The following is a 13081-nucleotide window of genomic DNA, read 5'->3' on the forward strand; positions in this document are numbered from 1 at the left end:
CACCGCCGGGCCGGCTTTGCCGGACGGCCAGTGTCGCCCCCTGGCAGGGGGTGACGCCGAAGGCGGCGCGGGGGTCAGATCAATTTCTCTTTCGCGTTGGTGATTTTTTTCAGCGGCTGGCTGCGCGGGCTGCCGCACAGCAAGGGCACTTCGGTGTGGGCGCCGTCCCAGGTGGGGTGTTCGATGCTGTCAAACACCTCGCGCAGCTTTTGCCCCCAGGTGTTGTGCACCATGCGGAAGTAGGGGTTGTTGTCGTCAATGCAGGTGATCTTGTCTGAGGCCAGGCGGTCCACCTCGTAAACCGCCAGGTCCAGCGGCAGGCCCACCGACAGGTTGGACTTGAGGGTCGAGTCCATCGACACCAGCACGCACTTGGCCGCTTCGTTCAGTGGTGTGTCGGGCGTGATCACGCGGTCCAGCACCGGCTTGCCGTATTTGGACTCACCGATCTGGAAAAACGGGGTTTCTGACGTGGCTTCAATGAAGTTGCCGGCCGAATAGACCTGAAACAGCCGCATGCCTTCGCCGGCGATTTGACCGCCGAAGATGATGGACACGTTGAAGTCCACCCCGGCGCGCTGCAGCGACTCGCCGTCGCGCTCGTACACATGGCGCACCGCAGCGCCCAGCACGCGGGCGGCGTCAAACATGCTCTTGGCATTCCAGATCGTGATGGGGTCGCCGCCCTCGTGGTCCACGAGTTGCTCCACCTGCAGGATTTCGCGGATGGATTGCGAGATGGAGAGGTTGCCAGCCGACAGCAGGCACATGAAGCGCTCGCCGGGCTTCTCGTAGACGATCATTTTGCGAAAGGTGCTGATCTGGTCCAGGCCGGCGTTGGTGCGGGAGTCGGAAAGGAACACCAGTCCGGCGTTGAGTTTGACGGCGACGCAGTAGGTCATGATTTGTCGGCTAATTGCTTGAGTTGGTAGAGCTGTTCCAGCGCTTCGCGCGGGCTCAGGGCGTCGGGGTTGATGCCCTGCAAAGCGGCTTGCAGGGGGTGTGTTTCGGGCTCGGCGCTCGCCGGTGGGGGTGCAAACAGGTCCACCTGGCTGTGGCTTGCTTCGCTTTGGGCTTCCAGCGCGGCCAGGGCGTGGCGGGCGTGCTGCACCACGGCGGTGGGCACGCCGGCCAGGCGGGCCACCTGAATGCCGTAGCTGCGGCTGGCCGGGCCGGGCTCGATTTGGTGCAAAAACACAATGCCGCCTTTGCCGCTGCTTTCCACCGCGCTCACATGCACGTTCACGGCCGCGTGGTGGCTGGCCGGGAATTGGGTGAGTTCGAAATAGTGGGTCGCAAACAAGGTGAAAGCCCGCGCTTTGTCGTGCAGGTGGGTGGCAATGCCGCCAGCCAGGGCCAGGCCGTCAAAGGTGGAGGTGCCGCGGCCAATCTCGTCCATCAGCACCAGGCTGTTGGGTGTGGCGGCATGCAATATCTGCGCGGCTTCGGTCATTTCCACCATGAAGGTGGACTGCGCGTTGGCCAGGTCGTCGGCCGCGCCAATGCGGGTATGAATGGCGTCAATGGGCCCCAGGCGGCAGCTTTGCGCCGGCACGTAGCTGCCCATGCTGGCCAGCAGCACGATCACCGCCACCTGGCGCATGTAAGTGCTTTTGCCGCCCATGTTGGGGCCGGTGATGACCTGCATGCGCTGTTTGGGGCCCATGACCGTGTCGTTGGCGATGAAGCTGCCACCGCTGGTTTCGTTCAGGCGTGCTTCCACCACCGGGTGGCGCCCGCCGCGTATGTCAATGCAGGGCTCGGGCACAAACTGCGGTTCGGTCCAGCCCAGCGTGAGCGAGCGCTCGGCCAGCGCACACAGCGCGTCCAGCGCGGCCATGGCACGGGCCAGCTGGCTGAGTGGCTCGACGAAGTTTTGCAGTTGTTCCAGCAGCTGTTCGTACAGCCACTTTTCGCGTGCCAGTGCGCGGTCTTGCGCGCTCAAGGCCTTGTCTTCAAAGGCTTTGAGCTCGGGCGTGATGAAGCGCTCGGCGTTTTTCAGCGTCTGGCGGCGGCGGTAGTCGTCGGGCACCTTGTCCACCTGGCTTTGCGTCACTTCAATGTAGAAGCCGTGCACCCGGTTGAACTGCACCCGCAGGTTGGAAATGCCGGTGCGGGCGCGTTCGCGGGTTTCCAGTTCAATCAGGAAACCGTCGCAGTTGTTCTGGATGCCGCGCAGTTCGTCCAGGTCGGCGTCAAAGCCGTCGTTGATCACGCCACCGTCGCGCACCAGCGCCGCTGGCTCGGCCAGCAGGGCCGCGCGCAGCAGGCTGGCGCAGCCTGCGGGTGGTTGCAGTTGGGCGGCAATCTGGCCCAGCAAACCGCTGGGTACGCCCAGCTGCTGCGCCAGTTGCTGGGCGCGCTCTAACGTTTGGCCCAAGCCCACCAGCTCGCGCGGGCGCACCTGGCGCAGTGCGGTGCGCGCGGTGATGCGCTCCACATCGCTCGCGCCTTTGAGCGCCTGGCGCAAGCTTTGCCACAGCCCGCCGCGCAGCGTGCCAATGGCGTGCAAGCGGGCGCGGGCGCTTGCGCGCTCGCGGGGTGGTTCCAGCAGCCAGCTGCGCAGCTGGCGGCTGCCCATACCGGTGCAACACACGTCGAGCAGTGAAAACAGGGTGGGGCTGGTTTCACCGCGCAGGGTCTGGGTCAGTTCCAGGTTGCGCCGGGTGTTGAGCGGCAGGTCGATCAGCTCGTCGGTGCGCGCCACCTTGAGGCTCTTCACATGGGTGAGTGCACGGCCTTGGGTGTGTTCGGCGTAAGCGAGCAGCGCGGCGGCGGCGGCGTGGGCGTCGGGCAGGTCTTGCGCTTCCCAGGCGGCCAGGCTGGCGGCTTGCAGCTGTTCCAGCAGTTTGCGTTCGCCCAGGGCGGCGTCAAACGCCCAGGCCGGGCGCAACACCGCCACCAGCCGGGTGCCCGCAGCGGTGGGCTGGCTGGCCAGTGTTTGCAGGTTTCTCTCAAAGCCGGGTGACACCTCGGCGCTGTACAGCAGCTCGCCGGGGCCCACGCGGGCGATCCAGTCGGGCAGGTCTTCGCTGTTGCACTGCGCCAGAAACACAATGCCCTGCGTGACCGACATCCATGCCAGCCCACAACCGGTGCGCGCGCCCGGGTGCACGGCCATCAGCAAGGCTTCGCTTTTGTCCGAGAGCAGCTCCGTGTCGGTCAGGGTGCCGGGCGTGACCACGCGCACCACCTTGCGCTCCACCGGGCCTTTGGCCGTGGCCACGTCGCCCACCTGTTCGCACAGCGCCACCGACTCACCCAGCTTGATCAGCCGGGCCAGGTAGTTGTCCACCGAATGAAACGGCACGCCGGCCATGACCACCGGTTCGCCCGCCGACTGACCGCGCTGGGTGAGCGTGATGTCGAGCAGGCGTGCCGCTTTTTCGGCATCACCAAAAAACAGCTCGTAAAAATCGCCCATGCGATAGAACACCAAGGTGTCTGGGTATCCGGCCTTGATGGCCAGGTACTGCTGCATCATGGGGGTGTGTTTGTCCAGCGGGGCGTTCAAGGCGGGCTCGTCGTGCGGTTTCAGATCAGCCGCAGACTGTAGCAGTTCGGGCTGCCCCCGCCGGCAGACCTTTACAGCACAATCGTGCACCGTTTTGCATACGTCACCGCCCCCTCACGCATGCCTCTTGAACCGAATACTTCAATGATTCCCGCCGATCCCGGTGGTGTTTCTGTATTGCCTTTTGAGTCCATGTTCATGGACGCGCCTGTGCCGGCCAGCCTTAGCCGGTTGCGCGACGGCTGTCTGGTCGCCGTGAACGGCGCCTGGCTGGCGCTGACAGGTCTCACCCAGGAAGCTGCCCTGGGCCGCACCACAGTAGAGCTGGGACATTGGCCCAACGAGGCAGCCCGGCAAGCCTATGTGCACGCCATCGAGGCCGACCAGCATCAGACTTTGTGGCTGTGCCAAGGTGTGGCGCACCAGGTGCGCCTGCACAGCAAGGTGCTGCAGGTCTCGCCCGAGCCGTTGCTGCTGGTGTACCTGACCGAGGCATCGAGCGAAATCGCCGCCGAGCGCGCGCGCCTGCAGAGCGACAACGCGCTGCGCGACGCCAATTTGGCGCTGCAGCAACGTGTTGAACTGCATGAAGTGATGGAAAAAGTGGCCCGGGTGGGGCATTGGACCAACGCAACCAGCGAGCTGGACGTGGTGTGGTCTGCTGGCCTGTACGCAATTGTGGGCCTGGACCCCCGGGAGATGATCAAACGTGTGGAGGGGCGCAGCGGTATTCACCCCGATGACAAAGCCGCCTGGCTGGCTGCGCGGGAAGCTTGCGACGGCCGGGAGGTGGTTTTTCGCTGGCAACGACCGGACGGCCAGCAGCGCTGGTTTCGCACCCGCATCAGCCGCACGGCGGTGGCCGGCAACCCGCAAACCGACTTTGGCGTGGTGCAGGACATCACCGCCGAGCGCGAAGCCGCCCAGGCCCTGGATGGGCAGCTGCAGTTCATTCACAACATTGCCGCGCGCGTGCCCGGCATGATCTACCAGGCGCGGCTCCAGCCCGGCGGGCGCAGCACCATTGCCTATGTGAACGAGGCCGCGCGCGACATGCTGGAGCTGGAGCCCGAGGCCCTGCGCCGCGACGCCCGCCTGCTGTTTGCCCGCGTGCACCCCGACGATTTGCCGGGTGTGCTGTCGGCGCTGCAGCAATCTGCCCAGCGGCTGTTGCCTTGGCGGCAGGTGTACCGCGTGCAGCTGCCAGTGAAGGGGCTGCGCTACTACAGTGTGGAAGCGGTACCCATGCGGGAGGCCGACGGCGCCATTCTGTGGCACGGTTTCACCAGCGATGTGACCGAAGCCCGCGAGGCCGCACAGGCTTACGACCGCCAGCAGCGCATGCTGGAAGTGGTGCGCACCGCGCAGGCCGCCTTTATTGAAGCCGACGACAAACGGCACGCGTTTGAGGGCTTGCTGGACGCCTTGCTGTCGGTGACGGGCAGCGAATACGGGTTTGTGGGCGAGGTGCTGCACAACGTGCAAGGGCAGCCTTACCTGAAAACCCATGCCATCACCAACATTGCCTGGGACGAAGCCACGCGCCGCCTCTACGCCCAGCAGCGAGACGGCGGAATGGAATTCCACAACCTGCAAACGCTGTTTGGGCGTGTGCTGGCCACCGCTGAGCCGTTGATTTCGAACGCCCCGGGCGGCGATGCGCGGGCTGGCGGCTTGCCGACGGGGCACCCGGCCATGTCGGCATTTTTGGGGGTGCCCATCGTCAGTGGCGGACAGCTGGTGGGCATGGTGGGCCTGGCCAACCAGCCCGGTGGCTACACCGCAGCCGATATTGATTTTCTGCAACCCTTGCTGGGCACCGTGCGCCAGCTGGTCATGGCCTGGCGCGCGCACGCCGACCGCAAGCGCACCCGCAGCCAGCTGGAGGCCACCAGCGCACTGTTGGCCGAAAAAAGCGCCGCCTTGCAGGTCACTTTTGACAGCATCAACCAGGGCCTGGCCATGGTGGACGCCGAGGGGCGATATGCCTTTTACAACCAGCGCATGCTGGAGCTGCTGAAGCTGCCACCGGCGCTGATGGCCGAACGCCCGAAGCACGAAGATGTGGTGCGTTTCCAGAAGGAGCGAGGCGACTTTGGGGACAACGGGTCTTTGCTAAGCGCTTCGCTGCACCGGTATGTGGGCATGGAGCCCGATGTGATGCCGCCCGACGCCTACGTGCGGCGCACGCCCGATGGCCGGATGCTGGAAGTCATGACCCGCGTGTTGCCTGGTGGGGGTATGGTGCGCACCTATGCTGACGTCACCTCTTACCTGGAAACCCAGGAGGCGCTGCGCGACGAGCGCCAGCGGCTGGCCTGGGTGCTGGAGGCCACCCGCCCCGGCATCTGGGAGACCAATGTGGCGACCGGCGAGATGGTGATCAATGCGCGCTGGGCCGAAATGCTGGGCTACACCGTCCACGAGTTGATGCCCACCACCTTTCAAACCTGGCGCCAGATGGTGCACCCGCAAGACCTGGAGCGTGCCGAGCGGATACTGCGGCGCCACTGGGACGGCCAGCTCGATTACTACGAATGCGACGTGCGCATGCGCCACCGGGCAGGCCACTGGGTCTGGATCAACGACCGCGGCCGGGTGCACCAGCGCGACGCCCAGGGGCGGGTGTTGTTCATGTCGGGCACCCACCTGGACATCAGCGAGCGCGTGGCCGCGCAAGAACAGGTGCGCGCCCTCAACGCCACGCTGGAGGGCCGCGTGGCCGAGCGCACGGCCGAGCTGGAGCGGTCCATGAAAGACATGGAGGCTATTTCGTATTCCATCGCCCACGATCTGCGGGCACCGCTGCGCTCGGTCAACGGCTTTGCGGCCCTGATTGCCGAAGACGAGGGCGCGGGCCTGAGCCCTGGCGGGCGCGAGATGTTTCAGCGCATTGCCCGCTCGTCGCGCAACATGGGGCAGATGATCACCGACATGCTGGAACTGCTGCGCGTGGTGCGGGTGGAGCTGGACGCGGTGCCCGTGAACATGCATGCGCTGGCCCAGGCGGCGGTGGAGGCGCTGGGCACCAGCGCCGAGCAGGCCCGCATTGACGTGCAACCTCTGCCGCAAGCCTTGGGCGACGCCACCCTGCTGCGCCAGGTGCTGATCAACCTGATGGACAACGCGCTGAAATACTCGCGCGGGCAAGCACAGCCCTTGCTGGTGCTTGGTTTTGATGCCGAGAAGCGGGCTTATTTCTTGCGCGACAACGGCATGGGCTTTGACATGGCCCGGGCGGGCAAGCTGTTTGGCCTGTTTCAGCGGCTGCATGTGGGCAGCGATGTGCCCGGTACCGGTGTGGGGCTGGCGATTGTGGCGCGCATTGTCGAGCGCCACGGGGGTCGCATCTGGGCCGAGTCAGCGCCTGGTGCCGGCGCGACCTTCTGGTGGACCCTGCCTCAGTTGGGCGGCGGGTCGTGAGCTTGAGCAGCGAACAAACCTCGGCGCGTTAAAAAGGCGCGGAGTCGTCTTTGGCTGGCGCATCAGCCACGGCTGGCGATACGTCGGTGGCTGCGTCCGCGGAGGGCGCTGCATCGGATTCGGCGGCGTGCTTGCCCAGCGTTTGGCGCAGCGCCGCTTTGTCGCCAGCGCTGGCGAATTTGCTGTATTTGGACGTGATGCCCACCAACTGGCCGTAAATCTTGGGGTTGGCGGCCATGCATTCCTTTTGCTCCAGGAAGTTGGACTCGCCGGTGAAGTTGCCCACCAGGCCACCGGCCTCGGTCACCAGCAGCGCGCCAGCAGCCACATCCCAGGGCGACAGACCCATTTCAAAGAAACCGTCGGTGAAACCGGCTGCCACGTAGGCCAGGTCGAGCGCGGCCGAACCCGGGCGGCGCACGCCGGCGCACTTGGGCATCACGTCGCCCAACATTTGCATATAGGTCTGAAAAGCGTCACCCGGGCGGAACGGAAAGCCGGTGGACAGCAGGCAGTCGCGCATGGCGATGCGCTTGGCCACGCGGATGCGCCGGTCGTTCATGTAGGCACCGCGGCCTTTGGTGGCGCAAAACAGATCGTTGCGGCTCGGGTCGTAAATGACCGCCTGTTCCAGCTTGTTGCCCACCATGAGCGCGATGCTCACGCAGTACACCGGGAAGCCGTGGATGAAGTTGGTGGTGCCGTCCAGCGGGTCGATGATCCAGACGTGGTCTGCACCGGCGTGCTTGCCGGGGCGCTGGCCCGACTCTTCGGCCCATATGGCGTGGTCGGGGTAAGCGGTCAGCAGGGTGTCGATGATTGCGGCCTCGGCCGCGTGATCCACTTCGGTCACGAAGTCGTTGGTCTGCTTGGCAGAGACACGGACCGACTCCACGTCCAGCGCGGCGCGGTTGATGATGGTACCGGCGGTACGGGCGGCCTTGATGGCCACGTTGAGCATGGGGTGGAGTGTGGACGACATACGTTGTAAACCTTGGCGAGGCCGCAGTGCGGTTCGCGTGAAAGTGGAAGAGCGGTTTGGCTGGGCCCCAGGCGATGTGGGGCGGCGACAATATTGGGATTTTACCGGTTCACCACAACACACACCCCGGCGAGAGCCAACGCGCCCAGCACACACCGCCGAACGGGCTTTGCCAGGCTGCTGGTGTGGCCCCCCTTGGGGGGAGACACGAAGCGGTGCGGGGGGAATTTTTTATGCAATCGCGTTTTGTTCTGATTCAAACCAGCCACGCCGGCAACGTCGGCGGCGTGGCCCGCGCCATGAAAGTCATGGGCTTTGACGACCTGGTGCTGGTGGCACCGCGCTGGGCCAATGTGTTGCGGCGCGAAGAAACCATTCAGCGCGCCAGCGGCGCCAACGATGTGCTGGCGAAAGCCCGCATCGTGGACACGCTGGACGAAGCGCTGGACGGCATGGATCACCTGTGCGCCACCGCCATGACGCCGCGCGATTTTGGTCCGCCCACCCGCACGCCGCGCGCGCATTTCGCCAGTTTGCTGGGCCAGGCTTCGACAACGCCAGACGCCGCGCCGGTGACCCTGCCGGGCGGGGTGGCCTTTTTGTTTGGTTCCGAGCGCTTTGGCATGCGCAACGAAGATGTGTACCGCTGTCACGCGTGCCTGAGCATCCCGACCGACCCGAACTTCGGTTCGCTCAATCTGGCTGCTGCGGTGCAGTTGATTGCCTACGACTGGCGACAGGCGCTGGGCGGCTTTGCCTTGCCACCCGCTGCACCCGCGCGGCCCCTGGCCGATGCCCATGCGCTGGCCGGCATGCTCACCCACCTGGAACAGGCTTTGGTGGCGGTCGATTTTCTGGACCCCGCAGCACCCAAGAAGCTCATGCCACGGCTGAACCAGCTGTTCAACCGCGCCGCACCCACCGACGAAGAAATCCACATTCTTCGCGGCGTGGCCAAGGCCATGCTGCAAATGGCCGAAAAGGCAAAGCGCTAGACTGACCGCATGTTCTCTCGCATCCGTTCCGACATTCAGTGCGTTCTTGAACGCGACCCCGCCGCCCGCAGCACCTGGGAAGTCATCACCTGCTACCCCGGGCTGCATGCTGTTTGGTTGCACCGCCCGGCGCACTGGTGCTGGACGCATGGCCTGAAGTGGCCAGGGCGGTTCATTTCGCACTTGGCGCGCTGGCTCACCGGCATAGAAATTCACCCTGGCGCCAAGGTGGGCGAGCGGGTGTTTTTCGACCACGCCATGGGTGTGGTGGTGGGCGAAACCGCCGAAATTGGCGACGGCTGCACCATTTACCAAGGCGTCACGCTGGGCGGCACTTCGCTTTACAAAGGTACCAAGCGCCACCCCACGCTGGGCAAAAACGTGGTGGTGAGCGCGGGCGCCAAGGTGTTGGGTGGCTTTGAGGTGGGCGACGGCGCGAAGATTGGCAGCAACGCGGTGGTCATCAAGCCCGTGCCCCCAGGCGCCACGGCGGTGGGCATTCCAGCGCGCATCATCCAGAGCAAGGCCGGTGAGAGCGCCGATGTGATTGAGGACGCCAAGCCCAAATTCCAGGCATACGGCATCACGCAGGAAGACGACCCACTCTCACAAGCCATGCGCGGCTTGATCGACAGCGCAGCCGGACAAGAGCACCAGATTGCGCTGCTGTGGCAGGCGATCGAGACACTTTCACAGCAGCAGAAAGGCGACTGTGTGCCTTCAGATGCGGCGCGCAGCGAGTGCTTTGAGGCGGAGAAGCTGAACCAGCTGGTGGGGAAGTAAAACCAACCTCGCGCCGCTTGCGGCGTCAGGGGTCAATGGTGGTGGCCGTGGGCTCCGTGCGCGTGGCCATGCGACACCTCTTCGGCGCTGGCGGGTTGCACATCCACCACCTTCAGCGCAAAGCGCAGCGTCTGCCCGGCGAGCGGGTGGTTTCCGTCCAGCAGTACGGTGTCGCCCTTGATTTTCATCACGGTGAACACTTGTTCGCGGCCCTGGTCGTCCACGCCTTGCAGTTGGCCACCCACCTTCACGCCGGGTGGAAATTCGCTTTTTGGAATGCTGGTGGCCAGGCTTTCATCGCGTACGCCAAAGGCGTCTTGCGGCTGCAGTTCCAAGGTGGCTGCAAAGCCTTTTTCCTGTCCTTCGAGTGCTTTTTCAATGCCGGGCAGCGTGTTGTTGTAGCCGCCGTGCAGGTAGGCGCGTGGCTCCTTGCCGTCTTCCAGCAACTTGCCCCGGGCGTCGGTGGCGCGAAAGGTGATGGTGACCACGGTGTCTTTGGTGATTTTCATGGGGTGTCTCGGTTCGGTGTTCAGCGGGCCGGTCGCATGGCCGATTTGGGGCGAAAGCCTTTGCAGACCTCGTCGTTCGTTTCCAGGTACGGGCCGCCAATCAGGTCGATGCAGTACGGCACAGCGGCAAAAATGCCGTTGATCTTTGGTGTACCGTCGGCGTTTTTAAGGCCTTCAAGCGTTTCGGCAATGGCCTTGGGCTGGCCAGGCAGGTTGATGATGAGGCTGTTGCCCCGAATCACCGCCACCTGGCGCGACAGGATGGCCGTGGGCACGAAGGCCAGGCTGATCTGGCGCATTTGCTCGCCAAAGCCGGGCATTTCCTTGTGGGCCACAGCCAGCGTGGCTTCGGGCGTCACGTCGCGCAGCGCGGGGCCAGTGCCGCCGGTGGTGAGCACCAGCGAGCAGCCCGCGTCCACCAGCTCAATCAACGTGGCGCTGATGTTGGCCACTTCGTCAGGGATCAGGCGCGGCTCGAAGGTGATCGGGTTTTTCAGGGCGCGGGTCAGCCAGTCTTGCAGCGCGGGCAGGCCTTTGTCTTCGTACACGCCGGTGCTGGCGCGGTCGCTGATGGACACAATGCCGATGCGTACCGGGTCGGGTTGCAGAGACGGGTTCATGGCTGTTCTTCTTCGGAGGTGTCGTCGTTTGCGTCATCGGCGTTCTGCCGGGTCAGCACCGCTTTGACCAGCTGGAAAATTTCGCGGTAAGCCTTGCCGTGGCGAACCGCTTCACCGGGCTGCTCTTGCGTCTGGGTGGCCTGGGCGTCTTTGCGCGCTTGGCGAATCAGGGCGCGGAGTTGCTGCACATCGGCCTCGGTGTCCAACTGCAGCCAGCGCGTCAACGCATCGTCGTCGGCAATGAGCTGGTCGCGCCACTGTTCGGCCTGGTGCAGCGACAGCGTGCCTTTGGCCGAGCCTTTGTTTTGCTCGTCCAGTGCAGCCTCGACGGCGGCAATGGTGTCTTCGGGCAGGCCGCGCATGAGCTTGCCAATGAACTGCATCTGGCGGCGCCGTCCTTCAAAGTTGGTGATGCGTTTGGCCTCGGCCACCGCGTCCACCAGCTTTTCCGACAGGTCCAGCCGCTTCATCAGGTCGGCGCGCAGGGTCAGCAGGCTTTCGCCCAATTCCTGCAAGCGGTCGCTGTATTTTTTCAGGTCGGTCTTGCTCATGTCGACCGAGCCCTTGAGCTCGCGCTTGAGCTCAAGGTCCAATTCGCTGCCGATGGCGACGAACTGGCCACGGACGAAATAGCCTTTGGTGGGTTTGCGGGACATGAATTCCTGGGTGCTTGGTGGGTCAGGCCGAGGGCGCTGACCTCAGCTGAATGAGGCTTCTGCGCGGCGCGCAGCAGCCGGTAGGGGCGGCAAGTATCATATCCGTCGACATGAAAAAAGCATCGAACACCCCGCCACGCGTTCGCGCGACCCCTCCCACAACCGCATTCAGCCCAGCCGCAGCGCCTTCCAGTGCGCGTGCGCCGTTGGCCGGCTTTCAGTACGCCCGCAGCCAGTTTGAAGAGCTGGTGGACCTGGCACTGTCGCACGCCAAGCAACTCGGCGCTGCCGATGCGGCGGCCGAAGTGTCCGAGGGCGCGGGGCTGAGCGTGTCGGTGCGCAAGGGTGAGCTGGAAAATGTGGAGCGCAACCGCGACAAGTCGCTGGGTGTGACGGTGTACCTGGGCCAGAAGCGGGGCAATGCGTCCACGTCCGACTTTTCGCCTGACGCCATTCGCCAGACGGTGCAGGCGGCGTTTGACATTGCGCGCTTCACCGCTGAAGACCCAGTGGCCGGCCTGCCCGACGCCGCCGATGTGGCCGACACCTACCCCGATCTGGACCTGTTTCACCCCTGGGCCATCGGTTCAGAGGAGGCGGCACAGATTGCACTGGCTTGCGAAGCGGCGGCCTTTGCCACCAGCAAAAAGATCAACAACAGCGAAGGCGCAGGCGTGTCGGCCCAGCAGTCGCATTTTTTCAGCGCCCACATGCGCGGTGGCGAACGCGGCGTGCCTGGCATTTTCAGTGGCGGCTACGCCAGCTCGCGCCACAGCCTGTCGGTGGCGCCCATTGCCGGCAAGGGTGCCAACATGCAGCGCGACTTCTGGTACAGCTCCATGCGCTCGCCCGAAGAGCTGGCCAGCCCGCAAGCCATTGGCCGCTACGCCGCCGAACGCACGCTGGCCCGCTTGAACGGCCGCAAGATCGCCACCACCGAGTGCCCGGTGTTGTTTGAATCGCCACTGGCCGCTGGCCTGTTGGGCGCCTATGTGCAGGCCACCAGCGGCGGGGCGCTGTACCGCAAGACTACGTTTCTGGGCGACAGCCTGGGCAAGCGCGTGCTGTCCAAGCACCTCGACATTCTCGAAGACCCGCACATCATCAACGGCAAAGGCAGCTCGCCGTTTGACGACGAAGGCGTGCGCACGCAGGCGCGCAAGGTGCTGGTCGGCGGGCGCGTGCAGGGCTACTTTTTGTCCACCTATTCGGCGCGCAAGCTGGGCATGCGCACCACCGGCAATGCGGGGGGCTCGCACAACCTCACCCTCACCAGCCGCCTCACGCAACCCGGCGACGACCTGAAGGCCATGATCCAGAAGCTGGGCCGGGGCCTGTTGGTCACCGAGCTGATGGGGCAGGGTGTGAACTACGTGACCGGCGACTACTCGCGCGGCGCGTCAGGTTACTGGGTGGAAAACGGTGAAATCGCCTATCCAGTGCATGAAATCACCATCGCAGGCAACCTCAAGGACATGTTCAAAGGGATCGAGGCAGTGGGTGCAGACGCCTACAACTACGGTTCAAAAACCGTGGGCTCCATCCTCATCAACCGCATGAAAATTGCCGGTAGCTGAGCGCGCACAGCGATTCTGAACC

General features: G+C 64.6%; 10 protein-coding genes. 4 read left to right on the top strand and 6 right to left on the bottom strand.

The features are described 5' to 3' along the window. Positions 1-74: 74 nt before the first annotated feature. Together ACTG4K_RS12250 and mutS are read right to left on the bottom strand one after the other, a co-directional pair. The gene (locus ACTG4K_RS12250) at positions 75-902 is read right to left on the bottom strand and encodes a peptidase (protein ID WP_439114493.1); all 828 of its coding nucleotides are present in this window, start codon (positions 900-902) and stop codon (positions 75-77) included. Continuing rightward, on the bottom strand, positions 899-3484 hold the full coding sequence (gene mutS / locus ACTG4K_RS12255) for a DNA mismatch repair protein MutS (RefSeq protein ID WP_439114642.1): 2586 nt from the start codon (positions 3482-3484) through the stop codon (positions 899-901). Before mutS ends, ACTG4K_RS12250 begins: the two co-directional genes overlap by 4 nt. Before the next feature lie 174 nt (positions 3485-3658). Here mutS and ACTG4K_RS12260 point away from each other — a divergent pair, with 174 nt between their 5' ends. Continuing rightward, positions 3659-6937: a PAS domain-containing protein gene (locus tag ACTG4K_RS12260; RefSeq protein ID WP_439114494.1), complete on the top strand. Its 3279-nt coding sequence runs from the start codon at positions 3659-3661 to the stop codon at positions 6935-6937. Between the two features lie 28 nt (positions 6938-6965). Here the strand turns inward: ACTG4K_RS12260 and ACTG4K_RS12265 are convergent, their stop codons facing one another. Further along, positions 6966-7919, bottom strand: coding sequence for an inositol monophosphatase family protein (locus tag ACTG4K_RS12265; protein WP_439114495.1), 954 nt, complete (start codon positions 7917-7919; stop codon positions 6966-6968). 233 nt (positions 7920-8152) lie between these two features. On the opposite strand from ACTG4K_RS12265, the gene ACTG4K_RS12270 reads away from it, so the two are divergent. Further along, a complete protein-coding gene (locus ACTG4K_RS12270; protein ID WP_439114496.1) occupies positions 8153-8914 on the top strand; it encodes an RNA methyltransferase in 762 nt (253 codons plus the stop codon). Between the two features lie 9 nt (positions 8915-8923). Then, positions 8924-9697: a serine O-acetyltransferase gene (cysE, locus tag ACTG4K_RS12275; RefSeq protein WP_439114497.1), complete on the top strand. Its 774-nt coding sequence runs from the start codon at positions 8924-8926 to the stop codon at positions 9695-9697. A gap of 32 nt (positions 9698-9729) precedes the next feature. Here the strand turns inward: cysE and ACTG4K_RS12280 are convergent, their stop codons facing one another. The 3 genes from ACTG4K_RS12280 to yjgA are packed head-to-tail and all read right to left on the bottom strand — an operon-like array spanning position 9730 to position 11482. Next, positions 9730-10206 (bottom strand): FKBP-type peptidyl-prolyl cis-trans isomerase, encoded by a 477-nt coding sequence (locus tag ACTG4K_RS12280; protein ID WP_439114498.1) that lies wholly within the window; start codon positions 10204-10206, stop codon positions 9730-9732. 20 nt (positions 10207-10226) lie between these two features. Then, complete coding sequence (gene mog, locus ACTG4K_RS12285) at positions 10227-10826, bottom strand: molybdopterin adenylyltransferase (RefSeq protein WP_439114499.1); 600 nt, start codon at positions 10824-10826, stop codon at positions 10227-10229. Next, complete coding sequence (gene yjgA, locus ACTG4K_RS12290) at positions 10823-11482, bottom strand: ribosome biogenesis factor YjgA (protein WP_439114500.1); 660 nt, start codon at positions 11480-11482, stop codon at positions 10823-10825. The genes mog and yjgA overlap by 4 nt, the downstream gene beginning before the upstream one ends. 110 nt (positions 11483-11592) lie before the next feature. Here yjgA and pmbA point away from each other — a divergent pair, with 110 nt between their 5' ends. After that, a complete protein-coding gene (gene pmbA, locus ACTG4K_RS12295) occupies positions 11593-13059 on the top strand; it encodes a metalloprotease PmbA (RefSeq protein WP_439114501.1) in 1467 nt (488 codons plus the stop codon). Positions 13060-13081: the final 22 nt, after the last annotated feature.

It is taken from the genome of Hydrogenophaga sp. (assembly GCF_965657535.1).
Lineage (GTDB): Bacteria > Pseudomonadota > Gammaproteobacteria > Burkholderiales > Burkholderiaceae_C > Hydrogenophaga.